A 21,141-nucleotide genomic window follows, 5' to 3' on the forward strand; every position below is an offset into this window, starting at 1 on the left:
ACGGGAAGGCCGCCGTCGCGTGAGTACAACCCCACAGCAGGACACCAAGGACCGCCCCGCGCGGCTCACCGTCGGCGTCGTCGGCGCCGGCCGCGTGGGTCCCGCGCTCGCCGCGTCCCTCCAGCTCGCCGGACACCGCCCGGTGGCCGTCTCCGGAGTCTCCGACGCCTCCCGGCGCCGGGCCGCGCAGCTGCTGCCGGACGTGCCGCTGGTCAGCCCCGCCGACGTGCTGGCGCGCGCCGAACTGGTGCTGCTGACCGTCCCCGACGACACCCTGCCCGGCCTTGTCGAGGGCCTCGCCGAGACCGGCGCCGTCAGGCCGGGGCAGCTGCTCGTGCACACCTCCGGGCGGTACGGCGCGAAGGTCCTGGACCCCGCCCTGCGCGCCGGGGCGCTCCCACTGGCCCTGCACCCCGCGATGACCTTCACCGGCACCCCCGTGGACGTCCAGCGCCTCGCGGGCTGCTCCTTCGGCATCACCGCGCCCGAAGAGCTGCGGCTGGCCGCCCAGGCCCTCGTCATCGAGATGGGCGGCGAGCCCGAGTGGATCGCCGAGGAGATGCGGCCGCTGTACCACGCGGCCCTCGCCCTGGGCGCCAACCACCTGGTCACCCTGGTCGCCCAGTCCATGGAGCTGCTGCGCTCGGCCGGCGTCGAGGCCCCCGACCGGATGCTCGGCCCGCTGCTCGGCGCCGCCCTCGACAATGCCCTGCGCTCCGGCGACGCGGCCCTGACCGGCCCGGTCGCGCGCGGGGACGCGGGCACCGTCGCCGCGCACGTCTCGGAGCTGCGCAAGCACGCCCCGCAGACCGTCTCCGGCTACCTCGCGATGGCCCGCGCGACCGCCGACCGCGCGCTCGCCCACGGCCTGCTGAAGCCCGAGCTGGCCGAGGACCTGCTCGGGGTACTCGCGGGCGGGACGAACGGCACCGACGGGACGAACGGCACCGACGGCGGCCGAGGCTCCGAAGGGGGTGCCCGATGACCGAGCTGCTGCGCACCGCCGCCGACCTGCACGCACGCGCGCGCGTGGGCCGCCGTGCGGTCGTGATGACCATGGGCGCCCTCCACGAGGGCCACGCCACCCTAGTGCGCACCGCGCGCGACCTCGCGGGCCCCGACGGCGAGGTCGTCGTCACCGTCTTCGTGAACCCCCTCCAGTTCGGCGCCGCCGAGGACCTCGACCGCTATCCGCGCACCCTGGACGCCGACGTCGAGCTCGCCGGACGCTCCGGCGCGGACGTAGTGTTCGCCCCCTCCGTGGACGAGGTCTACCCGGGCGGCGAACCCCAGGTCCGCATCTCCGCCGGCCCCATGGGCGAGCGCCTGGAGGGTGCCTCGCGCCCCGGGCACTTCGACGGCATGCTCACCGTCGTCGCCAAGCTGCTCCACCTCACCCGCCCCGACCTCGCCCTGTACGGCCAGAAGGACGCCCAGCAGCTCGCCCTGATCCGCCGGATGGCGCGGGACCTGAACTTCGGCGTGGACATCGTCGGCGTGCCCACCGTGCGCGAGGAGGACGGCCTCGCCCTCTCCAGCCGCAACCGGTACCTCTCGCCCTCCGAAAGGCGCACGGCCCTCGCGCTCTCCCAGGCCCTGTTCGCCGGGCGCGACCGGCACGCGGCACAGGAGGCGCTGCGCGCACGGGCCCGCGAGGTGCCCGCCACGCACGCGCGTGCCGAAGCGCTCAGCGCGCTCGGCGAGTCCCGCGCGGCCGCCGACGCGCACGCCGTCGCCAAAGCCCTCCCGCAGCCCGGTGACGGAGAGGAGACGCGTCGCGCCTCCTACGGCGCCCCCTCGGCCGTCCGCGCGGCCGCCCGCCTGGTCCTGGACGACGCCGCGCGCCTCACGCCACCCCTCGCCCTGGACTACCTCGCGCTCGTCGACCCCGCGGACTTCACCGAGATCGACGACGACTTCACCGGCGAGGCCGTCCTCGCCGTCGCCGCCCGGGTGGGGACGACCCGGCTGATCGACAACATCCCGCTGACCTTCGGAGCCGCCTCGTGACCAGCACAGGCATACGACTGCACGCACCCGCCCCGGGCTGGGCCATCGCCGCGGACGTGGTGGTCGTCGGCTCCGGTGTCGCCGGGCTGACCGCGGCCCTGCGCTGTGAGGCCGAGGGCCTGCGGACCGTCGTCGTCACCAAGGCCCGTCTCGACGACGGCTCCACCCGCTGGGCGCAGGGCGGCATCGCCGCGGCCCTCGGCGAGGGCGACACCCCCGAACAGCACCTGGACGACACCCTGGTGGCGGGCGCGGGCCTGTGCGACGAGGAGGCCGTCCGGATCCTCGTCACCGAGGGCCCGGACGCCGTACGGCGGCTGATCGCGACCGGCGCCCACTTCGACGAGTCCGAGCAGGGCGACCTGGAGCTGACCCGCGAGGGCGGCCACCACCGCCGCCGGATCGCCCACGCGGGCGGCGACGCCACCGGTGCGGAGATCTCCCGGGCGCTCGTCGAGGCGGCACGCGCGCGGGGTGTGCGCACGATCGAGAACGCGCTCGTGCTGGACCTCCTGACGGACGCCGAGGGCCGTACGGCCGGCGTGACCCTGCACGTCATGGGCGAGGGCCAGCACGACGGTGTGGGCGCCGTGCACGCCCCCGCGGTGGTCCTCGCGACCGGCGGCATGGGCCAGGTGTTCTCCGCGACCACCAACCCGTCCGTCTCCACTGGCGACGGCGTGGCGCTCGCCCTGCGCGCCGGCGCCGAGGTCTCCGACCTGGAGTTCGTGCAGTTCCACCCGACCGTGCTCTTCCTCGGCGCGGACGCGGAGGGCCAGCAGCCGCTCGTCTCCGAGGCCGTGCGCGGCGAGGGCGCCCACCTGGTCGACGCCGACGGCGTGCGCTTCATGGTCGGGCAGCACGAACTGGCCGAACTCGCGCCCCGGGACATCGTCGCCAAGGGCATCATGCGCCGCATGCAGGAGCGGGACGCCGAGCACATGTACCTCGACGCCCGGCACTTCGGCGCCGACATGTGGGAGCACCGCTTCCCGACGATCCTGGCCGCCTGCCGGGCCCACGGCATCGACCCGGTCACCGAGCCCATCCCGATCGCCCCGGCCGCCCACTACGCCTCCGGCGGCGTGCGCACCGACTCCCGGGGCCGCACCACCGTCCCGGGCCTGTACGCCTGCGGCGAGGTCGCCTGCACCGGCGTGCACGGCGCGAACCGGCTCGCCTCCAACTCCCTCCTGGAGGGCCTGGTCTACGCCGAGCGGATCGTCGCCGACATCGCGGCGAGCCGCGCCGAGGACGGCCTCCACGCGCGCGTGCCCGCGCCGGTCGAGCACCCCGACAAGCCCGCCCACCCGCTGCTCGCCCCCGAGGCCCGGTTCGCGATCCAGCGGACCATGACCCAGGGCGCGGGCGTCCTGCGCTCCGCGGAGTCCCTCGGCACCGCGGCGGAGGCCCTCCAGAGGCTGCACGCCGACGCCCGCGACGCGCTCGACGAGAACGGCAAGACCGCCGAGCCCGGCGTCGACACCTGGGAGGCCACCAACCTCCTGTGCGTGGCCCGGGTCCTGGTCGCCGCGGCGGAACTGCGCGAGGAGACGCGCGGCTGCCACTGGCGCGAGGACCGCGCCGACCGCGACGACACGGACTGGCGGCGCCACATCGTCGTACGGCTGAATCCCGACCGGACCCTCGCCGTACGCACCACCGATACCGCAGACTTCCCCCCGACCCGGCAGCCCCTTCAGGAGCAGTGACAGCAGTGAGCACCGACGACCTTCCCCTCGTGTCGAACGGAGGCTGCGGCGACGGCTGTGCCTGCGGCGCCCCTTCCGGCGGTCCCGACGAGGAATACCTGGAGTGCGGGCTCGACCCCGCGCTCGCCCAGCTTCTGGCCGACGCCGGGCTCGACCCCGTCGAGGTCGAGGACATCGCCAACGTCGCCATCCAGGAGGACCTGGACCGCGGCGTGGACGTGACGACCGTCGCGACCATCCCCGAGGACGCCGTCGCCACCGCCGACTTCGTCGCGCGCGAGGCGGGCGTCGTGGCCGGCCTCAGGGTCGCCGAGGCGGTCGTCTCGGTGGTCTGCGAGGACGAGTTCGAGGTCGAGCGGCACGTCGAGGACGGCGACCGGGTGGAGGCCGGGCAGAAGCTCCTGTCGGTCACCACGCGCACGCGTGACCTGCTCACCGCCGAGCGCAGCGCGCTGAACCTCCTGTGCCGGCTGTCCGGCATCGCGACCGCCACGCGCGCGTGGGCGGACGCCCTGGAGGGCACCAAGGCCCGCGTGCGGGACACGCGCAAGACCACCCCGGGCCTCAGGTCCCTGGAGAAGTTCGCGGTGCGCTGCGGAGGCGGCGTCAACCACCGCATGTCGCTCTCCGACGCGGCCCTGGTCAAGGACAACCACGTGGTCGCAGCCGGTGGCGTCGCCCAGGCCTTCAAGGCCGTCCGGGAGGCCTTCCCGGACGTGCCGATCGAGGTCGAGGTCGACACCCTGCACCAGCTGCGCGAGGTCGTGGACGCGGGCGCCGACCTGATCCTGCTGGACAACTTCACGCCGGGCGAGTGCGAGGAGGCCGTCGCGCTCGTGCACGGCCGGGCCGCCCTTGAGGCCTCGGGACGGCTGACGCTCGACAACGCGCGCGTGTACGCCGACACCGGCGTCGACTACCTCGCCGTCGGCGCCCTCACCCACTCCGCGCCGATCCTCGACATCGGCCTCGACCTGCGCGCGGCGGAGTAGCCGCGATGCTCCTCACGATCGACGTCGGCAACACGCACACCGTCCTCGGCCTGTTCGACGGCGAGGACATCGTCGAGCACTGGCGGATCTCCACGGACGCCCGCCGCACGGCGGACGAGCTGGCGGTGCTGCTTCAGGGGCTCATGGGCATGCACCCGCTCCTCGGGGACGAGCTCGGCGACGGCATCGACGGCATCGCCATCTGCGCGACCGTCCCCTCGGTCCTGCACGAACTGCGCGAGGTGACCCGGCGCTACTACGGCGACGTACCCGCCGTGCTCGTCGAGCCGGGCGTCAAGACGGGCGTGCCGATCCTCACCGACAACCCCAAGGAGGTCGGCGCCGACCGGATCATCAACGCGGTGGCGGCCGTCGAGCTCTTCGGCGGTCCCGCGATCGTCGTCGACTTCGGCACGGCGACCACCTTCGACGCGGTCTCCGCGCGCGGGGAGTACGTCGGCGGCGTCATCGCCCCCGGTATCGAGATCTCGGTCGAGGCGCTCGGCGTCAAGGGCGCCCAGCTGCGCAAGATCGAGGTGGCCCGGCCGCGCAGCGTGATCGGCAAGAACACGGTCGAGGCCATGCAGTCGGGCATCGTCTACGGCTTCGCGGGCCAGGTCGACGGGGTCGTGGGCCGGATGGCGCGCGAGCTGGCCGACGACCCGGACGACGTGACGGTGATCGCGACCGGCGGCCTGGCGCCGATGGTGCTGGGCGAGTCCTCGGTGATCGACGAGCACGAGCCCTGGCTGACGCTGGTGGGGCTCCGGCTGGTCTACGAGCGCAACGTGTCGCGCATGTGAGGCGGGGCGCGGCGGCGGGGCCCGGACCAACCGGGTGGCTCCGTCGCGCCACACCCGTCCGGTATGACGAGTTTGTCTGATTAGCGCGTACTGTCGCCGCATGCCCACGCCATACGGATCCCGCGGCGGCATGGCGTTCGGTGCGGAGGAGCTGCGTGTGCTCCGCCGCGCTCTCGCCCTTGCCCTGAACCCCGAACCCGCCTCGGCCGAGGACATCAAGGACTGCCATCGTCTCGCCGGGAGCCTGGACGAGGCGGTGCGCGAAGGGGCCCGGCTGCGCGCCTTCCTGGTGGCCGACCTCGGCCGGTACCGCGCCGCGCTGCCCGGCACCGCCGCCGGGTACTTCACGCTCCTGGAGGAGGCGCTGGGGGCCGGGTACCGGCCCGAGCCCGACGATCTCGCCGCGCTGCGGGCGCTGCGCGGCAACCCGACCGCGGCGGCGCTGCTCCTGCGGTGCCAGATGCTGGCCGAGCGGGACGTAACGGCGCGTCTGGCGGGCGCCGGGAGTGATCGGAGGCCTCCGGCCGTCCCGGCGGTCCCCGCGTCGCGTACGCGGCTTCTGGCGCTGCCCGGGGGCCTTTCCGGGGGTGCCTGGGAAGGTGAGCGGGTTCCCGCCGGGCAGGAGGCGAAGGAACCGGTGAAGAAGCCCGCCAGGCCGCCGGTGAAGCCCGCCGAGAAACCCGCCCCCGCGCCCCCCGCGCCGAAACGGCCCATTCCCACACCCGGCGAGGTCTTTCCCCGCCGCAAGCCGACACCACCGCCGCCGAACCCGCCGCAGCACCTGGCCGCGGGCTGAACCCACCGGACGCCGCCGGGCGGGCGCGGTCACGGGGACGCGTTGTCCGACCCCGTCCCGGATGTCCGTCCGGCCGTGGCTACCCTGGGGCCATGGACTATGTCTCCGCGCTCGTGCCCCCGGTCGTCATGGCCGTGTTCTTCATCGGACTGATCCGGGTGATCGTGAAGACCCAGGGCGGGGCGAACAAGGCCAAGGAGGACGCGGCCGTCGACGCCGCCCTCGCGCGCGCGGAGGCCGCCAAGCAGTCCTCCGGAACCGGCGCCGCCGACGCCTGAGGGCCCGGCATACGCCCTTTTTGTTCCTTCTCCCACTACTGTGCTGAGTTGTGCCTCGCCCATTGGGAGAACTCGAAGACGCGGTCATGACGCGGGTGTGGAGTTGGAACCGCCCCGTCACCGTTCGGGAAGTCCTGGAAGACCTTCAGCAGGAACGCTCCATCGCCTACACCACGGTGATGACCGTTTTGGACAATCTCCATCAGAAGGGCTGGGTCCGCCGTGAGGCGGAAGGCCGGGCCTATCGATATGAGGCGGTCTCCACACGCGCCGCCTACGCCGCCGCTCTGATGAACGACGCCTGGTCCCAGAGCGACAACCCCGCCGCCGCACTCGTCGCCTTCTTCGGCATGATGAGCGGGGAACAGCGAGAGGCCCTGCGCGACGCCGTACGCATCGTCCAGGTGCCGTCCCCCGAGAACCCCGACTCCGCGCCGCGGGACGGCGGGCGATAGCGTCCGCTCATGTCCGCAGAGAGTCCCTCCGCCGAGAACCCCGAAGTCACCGCAAAAGCCATCACGGTCCGACGGGCCCGCACCAGCGATGTCGTCGGCATCCGCCGGCTCCTTGACACCTACGTCCGCGACCGCATCCTGCTCGACAAAGCGACGGTGACGCTTTACGAGGACATCCAGGAGTTCTGGGTCGCCGAGCGCGACGACAACGCCGAGCTGGTCGGCTTCGGCGCCCTGCACGTGATGTGGGAAGACCTCGCGGAAGTGCGCACTCTCGCGGTCAAGCCGGGCCTGAAGGGTGCCGGTGTCGGGCATCAGTTGCTGGAGAAGTTGTTGCAGACGGCCCGCTGGCTCGGTGTTCGTCGCGTTTTCTGTCTCACCTTCGAAGTGGACTTCTTCGGCAAGCACGGCTTCGTCGAGATCGGTGAGACACCCGTTGACACCGATGTCTACGCTGAGCTACTGCGTTCCTATGACGAAGGCGTGGCGGAGTTCCTCGGTCTCGAACGGGTGAAACCGAACACCTTGGGCAACAGCCGGATGCTTCTGCATCTGTGATCGAGAAGGCCCGGCAAGATGCCCAGGTTCCCTATGTCCGAAACGCGCATGTTTCCGGACGGGGGGCTCCTGTCAGTCTCCCCGGGGGGTTTGTGTTTTTCCCGGAAAAGCGGTTTGCTTTCCGACGTAGTGCAGTACTGCATATAACGATGAAAGGAAATCCGGTGGCACAGAAGGTTCAGGTCCTTCTTGTCGACGACCTCGACGGTGGCGAGGCGGACGAGACCGTCACGTTCGCGTTGGACGGCAAGACGTACGAGATCGATCTCACGACTGCCAATGCGGACAAGCTCCGTGGCCTTCTCGAGCCCTACGTGAAGGGCGGCCGCCGTACCGGAGGCCGTGCTTCTGGCGGGCGTGGAAAGGCGCGGGCGGCTTCCGGCGGCAGCCAGGACACCGCGCAGATTCGCGCCTGGGCGAAGGAGAACGGTTACGAGGTCAATGACCGCGGCCGTGTTCCGGCGACCATTCGTGAGGCTTACGAGAAGGCCAACGCCTGATCGAAAGGTCTTACCGGACTCCGGTGGACCTACGGCCGCGAACTCCGCAGCCGCAGCCGGTGGCAGTGCGTGGCCGCCGTGTCCACGACGCGCACGAGATCGGGGGCGCCCCCACCGCCCCCCAGCGCCGACATCGTCGGCAGCGAGGCCTCGACCTCGCACCCAGGCTCGGGGGGCCGCAGCCAGACGGCGGCCCCCTGCAGGGCGCCCGCACGGTCCCTGTCTCCGGCCTTCACGAACAGCGGCGCCCCGATGCAGCCGCCCGCGCCCCTGGCCCTCAGATCCAGCGGCAGCGTGCCCCACTCCAGCCACTCCAGCAGGCCCGGCAGCTCCTCCGCGCTGCCCGCCGCCACCAGGACGTGCATACGGTCGCCCCGGACGGCGACCGGGGAGCCGTCGGCGAGATGGCGCAGGGCCGCCCGTCCCGCCTCCAGCGGCATGTCCAGGACGTCGAAGCGCAGGCCCGTGCGCAGCCGTAACGCAGAACCCGGCGCGCTCGCGGGCACGGTCGGCCACCCCAGATCGTTCTCGTACCAGCGGCGGACCGGGTCACCGGGGCCGCCCGGATCGAGGGGGCGACGGGGGGAGGGGACCGTGGTGAGGTCCGTGGCGAGCGGGGGGTGGCTGCCGACCATGCCAAGTGCAACCGTCCCGAAGGCCCGCGAGTTACGCTGGGTGCGCTCGTGTGTGCGCAGTGTGTCCGAAAAGGGGGCGTGCGGGGGTGCCGGACGGCGCGAGGTTGTTCGCCCATAGCGGAGGGACGGGGGGCGTACGGCATGGAGTGTCAGTGGCTGCGGGTAAGACATCCCTAGTGGGAGGGGGCGACACGCAGGACAGGCCGTCTCACGTTCGCCATCGGCGTACTGGCGAGTGGGGTAAGTGCCTGGCCTGCGGGAACATCGTCTCGCACCATCAGGTTGGAGCAGATGTCGGCGTTAGCGGGGTCAGGAGGCCATCGACGGTGTCGGCAGTTGGAATGAGCGGTCCCCGCTTGCGGGACTAAGCTGCGGAAGGACAGGGAGGGGAAGTTCCCCCCACTGCCTGACCGCTCTGAGGAGCGATTAACGATGTTCGAGAGGTTCACCGACCGCGCGCGGCGGGTTGTCGTCCTGGCTCAGGAAGAAGCCCGGATGCTCAACCACAACTACATCGGCACCGAGCACATCCTCCTGGGCCTGATCCACGAGGGTGAGGGTGTCGCCGCCAAGGCCCTTGAGAGCCTCGGGATTTCGCTCGAGGCGGTCCGCCAGCAGGTGGAGGAGATCATCGGCCAGGGCCAGCAGGCCCCGTCCGGGCACATCCCCTTCACCCCCCGTGCCAAGAAGGTCCTGGAGCTGTCGCTCCGCGAGGCCCTTCAGCTGGGTCACAACTACATCGGCACGGAGCACATCCTGCTCGGCCTGATCCGCGAGGGCGAGGGCGTCGCCGCCCAGGTCCTCGTCAAGCTGGGCGCAGATCTCAACCGGGTGCGGCAGCAGGTCATCCAGCTGCTCTCCGGCTACCAGGGCAAGGAGACCGCCACCGCCGGCGGGCCTGCCGAGGGCACCCCCTCGACGTCCCTGGTCCTCGACCAGTTCGGCCGGAACCTCACCCAGGCCGCTCGTGAGTCCAAGCTCGACCCGGTCATCGGGCGCGAGAAGGAGATCGAGCGGGTCATGCAGGTGCTGTCCCGCCGTACCAAGAACAACCCGGTCCTGATCGGTGAGCCCGGCGTCGGCAAGACCGCCGTCGTCGAGGGTCTCGCCCAGGCCATCGTCAAGGGCGAGGTGCCCGAGACCCTCAAGGACAAGCACCTCTACACCCTGGACCTCGGCGCGCTGGTCGCCGGCTCCCGCTACCGCGGTGACTTCGAGGAGCGCCTGAAGAAGGTCCTCAAGGAGATCCGCACCCGCGGCGACATCATCCTGTTCATCGACGAGCTGCACACGCTCGTCGGTGCGGGTGCCGCCGAAGGCGCCATCGACGCGGCTTCCATCCTGAAGCCGATGCTGGCCCGCGGTGAGCTGCAGACCATCGGTGCCACCACGCTGGACGAGTACCGCAAGCACCTGGAGAAGGACGCGGCCCTCGAGCGCCGCTTCCAGCCCATCCAGGTCGCCGAGCCCTCGCTCCCGCACACCATCGAGATCCTCAAGGGTCTGCGCGACCGCTACGAGGCCCACCACCGTGTCTCGATCACGGACGAGGCCCTCGTGCAGGCCGCGACCCTGGCCGACCGGTACATCTCGGACCGCTTCCTGCCGGACAAGGCGATCGACCTGATCGACGAGGCCGGTTCCCGGATGCGCATCCGCCGGATGACCGCGCCGCCGGACCTCCGCGAGTTCGACGAGAAGATCGCGGGCGTCCGTCGCGACAAGGAGTCGGCGATCGACTCCCAGGACTTCGAGAAGGCGGCCTCTCTCCGCGACAAGGAGAAGCAGCTGCTGGCGGCGAAGGCCAAGCGCGAGAAGGAGTGGAAGGCCGGCGACATGGACGTCGTCGCCGAGGTCGACGGCGAGCTGATCGCCGAGGTCCTCGCGACCGCCACCGGCATCCCGGTCTTCAAGCTGACCGAGGAGGAGTCCTCGCGTCTGCTGCGCATGGAGGACGAGCTCCACAAGCGGGTCATCGGCCAGATCGACGCCGTCAAGGCGCTGTCGAAGGCGATCCGTCGTACGCGTGCGGGCCTCAAGGACCCGAAGCGTCCCGGTGGTTCGTTCATCTTCGCCGGCCCGTCCGGTGTCGGTAAGACCGAACTCTCCAAGGCGCTCGCCGAGTTCCTCTTCGGTGACGAGGACGCGCTGATCTCCCTCGACATGTCGGAGTTCAGCGAGAAGCACACGGTCTCGCGGCTCTTCGGTTCGCCCCCCGGTTACGTGGGCTACGAAGAGGGCGGCCAGCTGACGGAGAAGGTGCGGCGCAAGCCGTTCTCGGTGGTCCTCTTCGACGAGGTCGAAAAGGCGCACCCGGACATCTTCAACTCGCTGCTGCAGATCCTGGAGGACGGTCGACTGACCGACTCCCAGGGCCGGGTCGTGGACTTCAAGAACACGGTCATCATCATGACGACCAACCTCGGCACTCGGGACATCTCCAAGGGCTTCAACCTGGGCTTCGCGGCCTCGGGCGACAAGAAGACCAACTACGAGCGCATGAAGAACAAGGTCTCGGACGAGCTGAAGCAGCACTTCCGGCCCGAGTTCCTCAACCGCGTCGACGACGTGGTCGTCTTCCCGCAGCTGACCCAGGACGACATCCTCGCGATCGTCGACCTGATGATCGGCAAGGTCGACGAGCGCCTCAAGGACCGGGACATGGGCATCGAGCTCTCCCAGTCCGCGAAGGAGCTGCTGTCCAAGAAGGGGTACGACCCCGTCCTGGGCGCGCGGCCGCTGCGTCGCACGATCCAGCGCGAGGTCGAGGACACGCTGTCGGAGAAGATCCTCTTCGGCGAGCTGCGTCCCGGTCACATCGTGGTCGTCGACACGGAGGGCGAGGGCGAGACCCAGACCTTCACCTTCCGCGGCGAGGAGAAGTCGGCGCTGCCCGACGTCCCGCCGATCGAGCAGGCGGCCGGCGGTGCCGGGCCGAACCTGAGCAAGGAGGCGTAGCCCTTCGGGGGTGCGTCGAGTGAAGGGGCCGGTGCCTTCGGGTGCCGGCCCCTTTCGCTGTTCAGCGGCGGACCACGTCGAGGGTGGCGTTCGGGAAGAGGTCTGCGTAGCGGTCGGCGGGAAAGTCGATGCCCGGGTACGTCTGCAGCGTCACCCGGCGCAGGCCGGGGAGCCTGGAGGCCAGCAGGGAGAGGTCCTCGGCGCCGTGCAGCGAGGTGACCTGGAGGAGTTCGATGCCCGGCAGCTCGGGCATGTCCTCGATGGAGTCCGGAAAGTCGTTGACGAGCTTCCTGTTGATGTGGAGGTCGGTCAGCAAGGGCAGCGCGGCGACGGACCGCCAGTCCCTGGCCGAGGGGGGACAGGCCAGGGGGCCCAGGCTGAGTTCTGTGAGACTGGCCCAGTGCTCCAGTCCGCGCAGGCCGGTGTGGAGGGTGGACAGCTGGCCCAGGAAGAGGAACTCCAGCGCGGCGCCGACGGGCAGGACATCTGTGAGGCTCTCGCCCGGCAGCTCCTGATCCAGAGAAAGACGCAACAGTGAGCGGAGCGAGCCGAGACCGGTGGAGTCCGCGATCCCAGCGCAGGTGAGATCGACGAGGGACAGTCCCGCCAGCCGATCCAGGCCGTACGCGGCCGGGCAGGTCTCCAGCCACAGGCCGCTCAGCGACCGGAACGACGACAGGGCGCCCAGGTCGATGGGCAGGGGATTGTCCCGCAGACTGATGAGGATCACCGCTTCGGGCACCGGCGCACTGGCCGCGATCTCCTCTGCCCGGTGAGGGCCTCGGAGGGCCAGGCCACGCCAGGGGGCCATTCCCGCCTGGGCTTCCCGCTGGTCCCAGGACTCGCAGGTGAGGAAGAGATTCGCGCGGTCCAGGTGGTCCAGCACCTCTGTCGCGTACTCCTCGGTGTCGAAACGGCCCCATGTGCCGACGAGTTGCCGCCGCACGGCCAGGTCCGGGTGCGAGCGGAAACGGCGCAGCACGCCGAGGGCGCCCGTCGGTTCCTCCGAGCCGAGTGTCGAGGCGGTGATCGTGACCCCCAACGCCTCCTCGTCCGTCAGGCCCTCCGGTCCGGGCAGCAGCTCCAGCACCAGGGGTCCGGCTTCCGCGAGCGCCTTTGCCTCCTGTGCCGACCGGGGTGGGATCAGCGCTCCGGCCCTGCGCTCCACCTCCGCCCGGACCCCTGGATCCACGGCCGCCGCATGTTCCAGACACGCCAGCGCCAACAAGGTCAGGCGAGCGGTGCCCCGGTCCAGCAACCGCCGTAGCAGCAAAGCCCGTTCTCGGGGGCGGGCGTGTGCCACGGCCATCCGGATCACGTCCTCCCACTGCGTGTCGTCCGCGTGGCCGGCGAGGACGTCCAGGTGTCCCTCCTCCACCGCGTACCGGGCGCCCAGGTAGTCCTGGAAGGTGCGGTGGACGAAGTCCAGGGCACCGTTGGCAGGTTGGCGGAGCAGGCCGCTGCGCAGGAGGAGGGAGCGCAGGACGTCCTCGGCGGGCCGCGAGACCGCGATCGAGGGCAGACAGCGCTCCACGATGCCCTCCGCTGTCTCGGTGTCCATCTCCGTCCTGCCGCTCAACACCAGTGCGTACGCGAGGCGTTGCAGCAGTTCCAGTTGGGCCTCCTCGCCCAGTTCCTCCTCGACGCCCCGCTCCCGGTCCCGGCGGGTCAGCAGCATCGTCAGGGCCGCGTCGTACAACTCCTTGCGGCCGGTGGGGAGATAGCCCCGCCGCTCTCGGTGCAGGGCGCAGATCAGGCCGCACATCAGGGGGTTGGTGGCGAGGCGGGCCAGGTCGCGTTTGGTGCGGAGGGAGTCCAGGAGGGGGGCCTCGAACTCGGGGGCCCGGGCCGCCGTGTGCCAGCGGTGGACGAAGGTCGCCACGTCCGGGCGGCGCATCGGGGCCAGGGTCAGCTCGCCGAAGCCCTCGCCGGTCAGCCAGTCGGGGCGGACGGCTGTGGGGCGGGAGGTCAGGAGCCAGCGGTTGCCCGGGTAGGCCTGGATGAGGGAGCGGAGCCAGTCGCGGGTGCGGTGGCGGTCCGCGGTGGGGATCTCGTCGAGGCCGTCGACGAGGACCAGGCCGCGGCCGGCCGTCAGGACGCGTTCCGTCCAGCCCTCCGGCGGACCCAGCGGGCAGCCCACCGCCTTCAAGAACTCCTCCGGCGGCGGGAGCGCGCCCGCGCGGATCAGCGTACGCAAGGGGAGGACGTACGGGATCCCGCCGCCGTCCCGTGCGGCCGTCACCGCCAGCCACTGCACCAGCGTCGTCTTGCCGGAGCCCGCGTCGCCGCGCAGCAGGACGCGGTCGTGGGTCAGGAGGGCTTCCTCCGCCGGGAGTTGGACGGTCACCGCACCCCCCGGTTCCTCCGGCAGCAGACCCCGCTCCTCGGTCGTCGCCTCCAGGCTGAGGTACGCCACTTCGAGCGGCCAGCGGTCCGGGGAGTCGCGCAGGTCGATGCCGTAGATGGTGATGTGGTTGTGGCGGTCGGCGACGTAGGGGAGGTAACGGCGTTCGAAGGCGCGGTCCGTCGCGCCGGGGCGGGGGGTTCTGGACAGCAACTCATCGACCCTGGCGATGAGTTCGGTCTGCGCGCGGGTCTGTTCGACCATCGTGCGGGCCACAAAGGTGGAGCGGCGGGTGAAGAACTCCAGGATGTGGAGGCAGGCCCACTCGGTCGCGGAGTCGAGGAAGTGGGAGGCGTCGGTGGAGAGGCCGAGGCCGGAGAGGTGATCGGCCTGGTGCAGGCGTCGGGACAGTTCCCGGTGGCCCAGGCTCACCGCCTGGACGTCGTCCATCTCCAGGTCGCCGAGGGCGAGCAGGCGGCGGGTCAACGCCTCGGCCACGGCGGTCTGTTCGGCTTTTCGGAAGGGCGGCTCGCCGGGGGAGTCGACGGCCTGCCGGACCAGGTGCTCCGCGAGCTTTCGTACGTCCTTCTCGTCCAGGGTCCGCTTCTCGCCCCGGAAGGACACCAGGGCCTTCAGGCGGACGGGCTTGTCGACCAGCCCGGCGCCGGGGCCGTCCGCCACGAACAGCCGCTTCACCAACTGGCCGACCAGCCCCGAGGCCAACTTGCTTCCCAGTACCGCCGGTTCCATCCGCCACCCCCGTATACGCACCGTGACGGACAGACCCTAACCGTCGGCTACGACAACTGGCCGTCGTAGTCCGGGAGTTTGTACGTCTTCTCGGCGTGGCCGCCGGAGAGGTCGGTGGTGCTGTTGCCGATGTTCGCGATGATCGTGTAGCCCTTGTTCTCGATGTCGACGCGCTGGGCGGTCTTGTAGGCGGCGACGTCCTTGAACAGGTCGATGAAGTTGCGGACGTAGAGGCCGCTGACCTGGTAGCCGACGTACGTGAGGTTGTAGTCGGTGAACGAGGCGATGATGTCGGGGCGGGCCGTCACGAAGAAGAGGGCGACGCCGTGTTCCTGGGCGTACTTCGCGACGTTCAGGACGGGCTTGTTGGCCGGTGAGGGGTAGCTGAAGCCGAAGTCGGTCTCCAGCGTGGTGTTGTCGATGTCGAAGACGATCGCCTGCTTCTCACCGGACTTGACGGCGGCGATGCGCTGCTTCAGATAGGGGAGCGCCTGGTCCATCACGGCCTGGCAGTCCGACTGCCAGGTGGCGTAGTCGACGGCGGCCGCCGCGGTGACGGTGCTCGTGGTCGTGGTGGCGGCCTCCGCGGGGACGGCCAGGGCGACGAGGGCGGTGGCGGAGACGGCGGTGACGGCGAAGCGGCGCGCCCAGGGGCGGCGTCTGTTCGTCATGGGGTGGGGGTCCTCTCACGTCCGAGCACGCTGAAGTTGTCGCGTGCATGTTTGTCGGCGAGGGTGGCGCGAGGGGAACCGTAGGGTTACTGGGTGGTAAGTGGCCAGAGACGTACGTCACATGACCGGGAAAGTCGGTGACATGCCCCACAGGGGCTTTGTCACTTACTAAGTGGAATAGTGCGCTGTTTACCTAGCCGAAAAGTGACTTAAGGGGACTCTTACTAATAAGTGTCGTAGAAGGCTTGTTTTGGGGCTGAAGGTCCTTGGGGGTACCAAGGGGTGCCCACCCGATCGCCATCCCCATGAGGTTCCGATGTCCCCGCGTGTCTTCCGCCGCTCCTCCCGTACGTCCTCGATCCGTACCCGCGTCGCCGTCGCGGCCGCAGCCCTGGGCGCCACCGTGGTGCTGGGCGCCGCCGGGACCGCCTCGGCCGCCACGCCCTCCTGGGTCGACCCGGTGAAGAAGTACACGCTCAGCGCGAGCTACGCGCAGTCCGGCGGCATGTGGCAGTCCACCCACAGTGGGCAGGACTTCGCGGTGCCGAGCGGGACGAAGGTCGTCGCCGCGCACGGCGGGACCGTCGTCAAGGCGGGCGGCAACGGCGCCGGGGACGGGGCCGCGTACGGCAATGCCATCGTGATCAAGCACGGCAGCCGGACCTACTCGCAGTACGCCCACCTTTCGCGCGTCGACGTGAAGGTCGGCCAGGTCGTCAAGACCGGTCAGCGCATAGGCCTCTCCGGCAACACCGGCAACTCCAGCGGCCCGCACCTGCACTTCGAGATCCGTACGACCGCGAACTACGGCTCGGCCGTCGACCCGGTCGCCTTCCTGCGCGCCAAGGGCGTGACCGTCTAGGGGGTCCCCTTGTGGGCCTGGGTGACCAGGTCCGTCGCCACCTCCAGGACCGCCTCGCGCTTGGCCTCCGGGTCGCCCGCGAGGTCCTGGAGGAGGAACATGCCGGCGTGCAGGGTGAAGATCGCGCTGACGCAGCGGACCTGGTCGGTCAGGTCCGCCTCCGGGTCGATGATGATCTCGCGCAGGCCCTGCATGCGCTCCTTGAAGGTCTCGCCGACCCGCAGTTCCCGTACGGCCGCCTGGTTCTCCTGCATGAAGCGGAACAGCGGTGCCGCGCCGGCCAGGATGCCGTTGTAGCGCCGTACGATCTCCAGCTTGGTCTCCAGTGTGTGCGGCTGGCCGCGGCCCCAGTCGGTCAGGTCGAGGATCGGCTGCGTCAGGTCGTCGAAGATGCTGACGAGGATCTCTTCCTTGGTCTTGAAGTGGTAGTACAGGGCCGCCTTCGTGACGTCCAGGCGCTCCGCGATCTCGCGCAGTGACGTCTTCTCGTAGCCCTGCTCGGCGAAGAGTTCGAGGGCCACGTCCTGGATGCGCTGGCGCGTGTTGCCGCGGCGCTGTTGCTTCGTGCCGTCCATGGTGCCGCCCATCTGGTGTTCCTCGGCTTTCCATAAAACTTACTTGACGCCCGGCTAGTTACGCGTCTACCTTCCCCAGTGTAGACAACTAGCCGGGCGGCAAGTAAGTGCCCCGGCGGGGGAAGTACCGCAGCACCTTCAGGGGAGTGGGAACGATGGCGGACACACAGACGGTCGAGACGAAACCGGACAAGCCACAGCGCAGCGTGCGGGTCGTCCTGCTCGCGCTGATGATCACCATGATGCTGGCGATGCTCGACAACATGATCGTGGGCACCGCGATGCCGACGATCGTGGGCGAGCTCGGCGGCCTGGAGCACCTGTCCTGGGTGGTGACGGCCTACACGCTGGCGACGGCGGCGGCCACCCCGATCTGGGGCAAGCTCGGCGACATGTACGGCCGCAAGGCCACCTTCATGACCTCGATCGTGATCTTCCTGATCGGGTCCGCGCTCAGCGGCATGGCCCAGGACATGGGCCAGCTCATCGGCTTCCGGGCGATCCAGGGCCTCGGCGCCGGCGGTCTGATGGTCGGTGTCATGGCGATCATCGGCGACCTGATCCCGCCCCGGGAGCGCGGCAAGTACCAGGGCATGATGGCCGGCGTCATGGCGCTGGCGATGATCGGCGGCCCGCTGGTCGGCGGCACCATCACCGACAACTGGGGCTGGCGCTGGTCCTTCTACATCAACCTGCCGCTCGGCGTGGTCGCGCTCGGCCTGATCAGTGCCGTACTGCACCTGCCGAAGAAGCGGGCCAAGGCGGGCATCGACTACCTCGGCGTGGTCCTGCTGACCGTCGGCATCACCTCCATCGTCCTCGTCACCACCTGGGGCGGTACGGAGTACGCCTGGTCGTCCGCGCGGATCATGGAACTGATCGGCATCGGTGTCGCCTCGCTCATCGGGTTCGTGTTCTGGCAGACCAGGGCGGCCGAGCCGATCGTGCCGCTGCACATCTTCCGCAGCCGCAACTTCACGCTGATGTCCCTCATCGGCTTCATCACCGGCTTCGTGATGTTCGGCGCGACGCTCTTCCTGCCGCTGTACCAGCAGTCCGTGCAGGGCGCCTCCGCGACCAACTCCGGTCTGCTGCTCCTGCCGATGCTCGGCGCGATGCTCGTGACCTCGATGGTCGCCGGGCGGGTGACCACCAACACCGGCAAGTACAAGGTCTTCCCGGTCGTCGGCAGCGTCCTGATGGTCGTGGGCCTCTACCTGCTGTCCACGATGGACACCGGGACCTCGCGGTTCATGTCCGGGGTGTTCATGGCGGTCGTCGGTCTCGGCATGGGCTGCCTGATGCAGATCACCATGCTGGTCGCGCAGAACAGCGTGGAGATGAAGGACATGGGCGTCGCGTCCTCGTCCACCACCCTCTTCCGGACCCTCGGCTCCTCCTTCGGCGTCGCCATCATGGGCGCCCTGTTCAACAACCGGGTCCAGCACGTCATGACCGAGCGGGCCGGGGCGCTCGGCTCCAAGGTGACCGAGCAGTCGGCGCAGCTGGACGCGGCGAGCCTGGCGAAGCTGCCGGCGGCGGCACGCGAGGCCTACCAGTACGCGGTCTCCGCGGGCACGCACTCCGCGTTCCTGCTCGGCTCGATCGTGGCCGTGGTCGCGCTGGTGGCGGCGGTGTTCGTCAAGGAGGTCCCGCTGAAGGGGGCGGGTCCGCAGAAGTCGGCCGAGGACACGGCACCGGCTCCGCTGGTCGAGGTCTGATCCGCCGACGTCCGACCTCCTGAACCGAAGGCCCCCGGATGGTGTCCGCCCCGGGGGCCTTCGCCTGTCCGTCCGTCCGCCGCGCGCGACGGCGCGATGTCGGTGCCGGGTGTCACCATCGGCGTATGGACAAGGTGCGGCAGCTCAGGCTGGCCAAGGACGCCATGGACCGCGACTGGGCCGACCCGGCGCTGGACCTGGAGGCGGTGGCGGCACACGCGGGCTACTCGCGCTATCACTTCCTACGGGCCTTCCGCGCGGCGTACGGCGAGACACCCGGCCAGTACCTCACGCACCGCCGTATCGAGCGGGCCGAGGAGATGCTGCGCAGCGCCGATCTGAGCGTGACCGAGATCTGCCACCTGGTCGGCTTCAGCAGCCTCGGGACGTTCTCCGCGCGGTTCAAGACGCGGACCGGGCTCACGCCGAGCGAGTACCGGACCAAGCACGTGGGGCGCGGGGCCGCCCTCATCCCCGGGTGCTACGCGATGCTGTGGGCCGGCGGCTTCCCCGCCGCACGTTCCGCAACTTCGGAGAAGCGCCCCGGGACTCCCGCTGCCTACGGTGAGGAACAGGACACCGGAAGCGGACCGGAGGGAACAGAGCCATGATCCTTGGGCTGGGCATCACCACCGTGTGGACCTTCGACCAGCAGCGCACGAAGGCCTTCTTCACCGAGAAGCTGGGCTTCGAGGTGCGCAGCGAGGTCTCCATGGGTGACATGAAGTGGGTCACCGTGGGGGCGAAGGGGCAGGAGGGCGTCGAGCTCGCCCTGATGCGCCTGGACGGGCCGGGGCTGGACCCCGAGTCCTCCGAGGCGCTGAAGAAGCTCGTCGGCAAGGGGGTCATGGGCGCGGGGGCGTTCCGGACCGACGACTGCCGGGGCGACTACGAGACGTTCCGGGCACGCGGGGTGGAGTTCATCCAGGAACCCCAGGAGCGGCCGTACGGCATCGAGGCGATCTTCCGCGACGACAACGGCAACTGGTACTCCCTGACCCAGCGCAGCGAGGAACTGGACTTCTCGAAGGGCTGGGCGTGACATGCCGCCCACCACACCCACCTGAGTGGTCAGGACCTCACCGCCGCCCCCCTCACCCACCCCCACGGCCAAGCCCCGCAGGGCTACGGCAGCAGCGGATAGCTCCCCGTGCTCGTAGGCGCGTGTTCCGGTAGCCACAGGACCGCCACCGCTCCCTCCGCCGGTATCTCCTCCGGCGCTCCCGCCGGGCGGACGTTGCGGAAGGTGAGGCGGGCGCCGAGGACTCGGGCCTGGCCCGCGGCGATCGTGAGGCCGAGGCCGTGGCCGTGGCCCGCGCGGTCGGGGCTGCCGGTGCGGAAGCGGCTCGGCCCGTCGGCGAGGAGGGCCTCGGGGAACCCGGGGCCGTGGTCGCGGACGCGGATCACCCGGCCCTCGACGGTGACCTGGATCGGCGGCTTGCCGTGCCGCGCGGCGTTGGCGAGGAGGTTGAACAGCACGCGCTCCAGTCGGCGCGGGTCGGTCGTGACCTCCGACTCGTGCACCACCCGCACCTCGATGTCGGGGTCCTTCACCGCGACCCGACGGGTGACGAACTCGCCGAGCAGGATGTCCTGGAGCTCGGCCCGCTCGGAGGCGCCGTCGAGACGGGCCACCTCCAGGACGTCCTCGACCAGCGTGCGCATCGCCTTCGCACGGTCCAGGACCAGCTCGGTCGGCCGGCCGGGCGGCAGCAGCTCCGCCGCCGTCAGCAGGCCCGTCACCGGGGTGCGCAGTTCGTGCGCGATGTCGGCCGTGACCCGCCGCTCCGCCTCCAGCCGCTGCTGGAGCGCGTCCGCCATGGCGTCCACCGCGCTCGCGAGGTCGTCGGTCTCGTCTCGGACGACTCCGCCGATCGCGTCCCGCACCCGCACGTCCGTCTCGCCCTTGGCGACCTGGTGCGCCGCGGCCGCCGCCTTGCGCAGCCGGCGCGACAGCTGCCCGCCGATCAGCACACCGAGCGCGCTGCCGCCGAGGACCACCGCGATGGAGCCGATGATCAGGGCCTGGTCGAGGTCGCTGATGATGTCGGTGCTGCGGTCGGTGAACCCGGTGTGCAGGGACAGCACATGCCCGCCCTTGACCGGGACCGCCGCCCAGATGTCCGGCCCGTCGTGCCGGCGGTCGGAGACGAAGGTGGCCCGGCGCCCCTCCTCGACCTTCTCGCGCAGCGCGGGCGGCAGATCACGGTCGTCGATCATGATGTCGGGGAAGTTGGGCCGCCCGGTCAGCTCGAAGTTGCGCTGGGCGATCTGGACCCGCTCGTCCGCGAGGTCGCGGGCGTTGTCCAGCATCGAGACCCGGGCGGCGTTGTGCACGACCAGGCTCAGCGCGATCGCCACCAGCGCGCCGACGAACGCGATGGCCGCGCTGAGCTTCCAGCGCAGCCCCGTGCGCACGGCAAGCCGCTCGGTCATGCGTCCGGCCACGCGGTCGGTCATGCGCCTGGCCGCGCGGTCGGTGGCGTGCCCGGTCACGCGGTCGGTGGCGCGCCCGGCCGCC

General features: G+C 70.6%; 20 protein-coding genes. 15 read left to right on the forward strand and 5 right to left on the reverse strand.

The genetic code is table 11. From position 1 onward, the window contains the following. Window positions 1-19: 19 nt before the first annotated feature. The 10 genes from ABZ896_RS03155 (at window position 20) to ABZ896_RS03200 (ending at window position 8,104) form a co-directional block, all read left to right on the forward strand. Complete coding sequence (locus ABZ896_RS03155) at window positions 20-985, forward strand: DUF2520 domain-containing protein (RefSeq protein WP_360920997.1); 966 nt, start codon at window positions 20-22, stop codon at window positions 983-985. Next, entirely contained in the window at window positions 982-2,010 is a 1,029-nt protein-coding gene (gene panC, locus ABZ896_RS03160; RefSeq protein ID WP_360921000.1) for a pantoate--beta-alanine ligase, read from the forward strand. The genes ABZ896_RS03155 and panC overlap by 4 nt, the downstream gene beginning before the upstream one ends. Continuing rightward, window positions 2,007-3,722, forward strand: a complete 1,716-nt coding sequence (locus ABZ896_RS03165; RefSeq protein WP_360921003.1) for an L-aspartate oxidase — start codon at window positions 2,007-2,009, stop codon at window positions 3,720-3,722. The genes panC and ABZ896_RS03165 overlap by 4 nt, the downstream gene beginning before the upstream one ends. 5 nt (window positions 3,723-3,727) lie before the next feature. Continuing rightward, the gene (gene nadC, locus ABZ896_RS03170; protein WP_360921006.1) at window positions 3,728-4,714 is read left to right on the forward strand and encodes a carboxylating nicotinate-nucleotide diphosphorylase; all 987 of its coding nucleotides are present in this window, start codon (window positions 3,728-3,730) and stop codon (window positions 4,712-4,714) included. 5 nt (window positions 4,715-4,719) lie between these two features. Continuing rightward, complete coding sequence (locus tag ABZ896_RS03175; RefSeq protein WP_359030816.1) at window positions 4,720-5,517, forward strand: type III pantothenate kinase; 798 nt, start codon at window positions 4,720-4,722, stop codon at window positions 5,515-5,517. Window positions 5,518-5,647: 130 nt separating this feature from the next. Next, window positions 5,648-6,313, forward strand: a complete 666-nt coding sequence (locus tag ABZ896_RS03180) for a hypothetical protein (protein WP_360921095.1) — start codon at window positions 5,648-5,650, stop codon at window positions 6,311-6,313. Window positions 6,314-6,405: 92 nt separating this feature from the next. Next, window positions 6,406-6,591, forward strand: a complete 186-nt coding sequence (locus ABZ896_RS03185; RefSeq protein WP_360921009.1) for a hypothetical protein — start codon at window positions 6,406-6,408, stop codon at window positions 6,589-6,591. A gap of 50 nt (window positions 6,592-6,641) precedes the next feature. After that, window positions 6,642-7,046: a BlaI/MecI/CopY family transcriptional regulator gene (locus ABZ896_RS03190; RefSeq protein ID WP_360921011.1), complete on the forward strand. Its 405-nt coding sequence runs from the start codon at window positions 6,642-6,644 to the stop codon at window positions 7,044-7,046. Window positions 7,047-7,055: 9 nt separating this feature from the next. Beyond that, window positions 7,056-7,604: an amino-acid N-acetyltransferase gene (locus tag ABZ896_RS03195; RefSeq protein ID WP_360921014.1), complete on the forward strand. Its 549-nt coding sequence runs from the start codon at window positions 7,056-7,058 to the stop codon at window positions 7,602-7,604. Between the two features lie 164 nt (window positions 7,605-7,768). Next, window positions 7,769-8,104 carry an Lsr2 family protein gene (locus ABZ896_RS03200; protein ID WP_210577987.1) on the forward strand — a complete coding sequence of 112 codons (336 nt, stop codon included), beginning with the start codon at window positions 7,769-7,771 and terminating at the stop codon, window positions 8,102-8,104. A gap of 29 nt (window positions 8,105-8,133) precedes the next feature. On the opposite strand, the gene ABZ896_RS03205 is transcribed toward ABZ896_RS03200, so the two are convergent. Further along, window positions 8,134-8,739 carry an SCO3374 family protein gene (locus ABZ896_RS03205; RefSeq protein ID WP_360921018.1) on the reverse strand — a complete coding sequence of 202 codons (606 nt, stop codon included), beginning with the start codon at window positions 8,737-8,739 and terminating at the stop codon, window positions 8,134-8,136. Between the two features lie 432 nt (window positions 8,740-9,171). Here ABZ896_RS03205 and ABZ896_RS03210 point away from each other — a divergent pair, with 432 nt between their 5' ends. After that, complete coding sequence (locus ABZ896_RS03210) at window positions 9,172-11,697, forward strand: ATP-dependent Clp protease ATP-binding subunit (RefSeq protein ID WP_360921020.1); 2,526 nt, start codon at window positions 9,172-9,174, stop codon at window positions 11,695-11,697. A 61-nt stretch (window positions 11,698-11,758) separates the two neighbouring features. On the opposite strand, the gene ABZ896_RS03215 is transcribed toward ABZ896_RS03210, so the two are convergent. Then, window positions 11,759-14,791: an NACHT domain-containing protein gene (locus ABZ896_RS03215; protein WP_360921023.1), complete on the reverse strand. Its 3,033-nt coding sequence runs from the start codon at window positions 14,789-14,791 to the stop codon at window positions 11,759-11,761. A 47-nt stretch (window positions 14,792-14,838) separates the two neighbouring features. Further along, on the reverse strand, window positions 14,839-15,462 hold the full coding sequence (locus tag ABZ896_RS03220; protein WP_360921026.1) for an HAD family acid phosphatase: 624 nt from the start codon (window positions 15,460-15,462) through the stop codon (window positions 14,839-14,841). 316 nt (window positions 15,463-15,778) lie between these two features. On the opposite strand from ABZ896_RS03220, the gene ABZ896_RS03225 reads away from it, so the two are divergent. Further along, on the forward strand, window positions 15,779-16,324 hold the full coding sequence (locus tag ABZ896_RS03225; RefSeq protein ID WP_360921028.1) for a M23 family metallopeptidase: 546 nt from the start codon (window positions 15,779-15,781) through the stop codon (window positions 16,322-16,324). Here ABZ896_RS03225 and ABZ896_RS03230 read toward each other — a convergent pair. Beyond that, the gene (locus tag ABZ896_RS03230; protein ID WP_360921030.1) at window positions 16,321-16,911 is read right to left on the reverse strand and encodes a TetR/AcrR family transcriptional regulator; all 591 of its coding nucleotides are present in this window, start codon (window positions 16,909-16,911) and stop codon (window positions 16,321-16,323) included. The two genes, ABZ896_RS03225 and ABZ896_RS03230, sit on opposite strands and share 4 nt — an antisense overlap. Before the next feature lie 143 nt (window positions 16,912-17,054). Here ABZ896_RS03230 and ABZ896_RS03235 point away from each other — a divergent pair, with 143 nt between their 5' ends. From ABZ896_RS03235 to ABZ896_RS03245, 3 genes are all read left to right on the forward strand, one after another. Further along, window positions 17,055-18,620, forward strand: coding sequence for an MDR family MFS transporter (locus ABZ896_RS03235; RefSeq protein WP_360921033.1), 1,566 nt, complete (start codon window positions 17,055-17,057; stop codon window positions 18,618-18,620). Window positions 18,621-18,745: 125 nt separating this feature from the next. After that, the gene (locus ABZ896_RS03240) at window positions 18,746-19,231 is read left to right on the forward strand and encodes a helix-turn-helix transcriptional regulator (RefSeq protein WP_360921036.1); all 486 of its coding nucleotides are present in this window, start codon (window positions 18,746-18,748) and stop codon (window positions 19,229-19,231) included. After that, on the forward strand, window positions 19,228-19,662 hold the full coding sequence (locus ABZ896_RS03245; RefSeq protein ID WP_360921039.1) for a VOC family protein: 435 nt from the start codon (window positions 19,228-19,230) through the stop codon (window positions 19,660-19,662). Before ABZ896_RS03240 ends, ABZ896_RS03245 begins: the two co-directional genes overlap by 4 nt. Window positions 19,663-19,745: 83 nt before the next feature. Here the strand turns inward: ABZ896_RS03245 and cseC are convergent, their stop codons facing one another. Continuing rightward, window positions 19,746-21,080, reverse strand: a complete 1,335-nt coding sequence (cseC, locus tag ABZ896_RS03250) for a two-component system sensor histidine kinase CseC (RefSeq protein ID WP_360921098.1) — start codon at window positions 21,078-21,080, stop codon at window positions 19,746-19,748. Window positions 21,081-21,141: the final 61 nt, after the last annotated feature.

The sequence above is a fragment of the Streptomyces sp. NPDC047072 genome, assembly GCF_040643855.1.
Lineage (GTDB): Bacteria > Actinomycetota > Actinomycetes > Streptomycetales > Streptomycetaceae > Streptomyces.

Excerpts from the sequence above, each read along its gene's own strand:
- panC (WP_360921000.1), top strand. The coding sequence starts at position 982 with ATGACCGAGCTGCTGCGCACCGCCGCCGACCTGCACGCACGCGCGCGC.
- ABZ896_RS03175 (WP_359030816.1), top strand. The coding sequence starts at position 4,720 with ATGCTCCTCACGATCGACGTCGGCAACACGCACACCGTCCTCGGCCTG.
- ABZ896_RS03180 (WP_360921095.1), top strand. The coding sequence starts at position 5,648 with ATGGCGTTCGGTGCGGAGGAGCTGCGTGTGCTCCGCCGCGCTCTCGCC.
- ABZ896_RS03185 (WP_360921009.1), top strand. The coding sequence starts at position 6,406 with ATGGACTATGTCTCCGCGCTCGTGCCCCCGGTCGTCATGGCCGTGTTC.
- ABZ896_RS03195 (WP_360921014.1), top strand. The coding sequence starts at position 7,056 with ATGTCCGCAGAGAGTCCCTCCGCCGAGAACCCCGAAGTCACCGCAAAA.
- ABZ896_RS03205 (WP_360921018.1), bottom strand. The coding sequence starts at position 8,739 with ATGGTCGGCAGCCACCCCCCGCTCGCCACGGACCTCACCACGGTCCCC.
- ABZ896_RS03210 (WP_360921020.1), top strand. The coding sequence starts at position 9,172 with ATGTTCGAGAGGTTCACCGACCGCGCGCGGCGGGTTGTCGTCCTGGCT.
- ABZ896_RS03215 (WP_360921023.1), bottom strand. The coding sequence starts at position 14,791 with ATGGAACCGGCGGTACTGGGAAGCAAGTTGGCCTCGGGGCTGGTCGGC.
- ABZ896_RS03220 (WP_360921026.1), bottom strand. The coding sequence starts at position 15,462 with ATGACGAACAGACGCCGCCCCTGGGCGCGCCGCTTCGCCGTCACCGCC.
- ABZ896_RS03225 (WP_360921028.1), top strand. The coding sequence starts at position 15,779 with ATGTCCCCGCGTGTCTTCCGCCGCTCCTCCCGTACGTCCTCGATCCGT.
- ABZ896_RS03230 (WP_360921030.1), bottom strand. The coding sequence starts at position 16,911 with ATGGGCGGCACCATGGACGGCACGAAGCAACAGCGCCGCGGCAACACG.
- ABZ896_RS03235 (WP_360921033.1), top strand. The coding sequence starts at position 17,055 with ATGGCGGACACACAGACGGTCGAGACGAAACCGGACAAGCCACAGCGC.
- ABZ896_RS03240 (WP_360921036.1), top strand. The coding sequence starts at position 18,746 with ATGGACAAGGTGCGGCAGCTCAGGCTGGCCAAGGACGCCATGGACCGC.
- ABZ896_RS03245 (WP_360921039.1), top strand. The coding sequence starts at position 19,228 with ATGATCCTTGGGCTGGGCATCACCACCGTGTGGACCTTCGACCAGCAG.
- cseC (WP_360921098.1), bottom strand. The coding sequence starts at position 21,080 with ATGACCGACCGCGTGGCCGGACGCATGACCGAGCGGCTTGCCGTGCGC.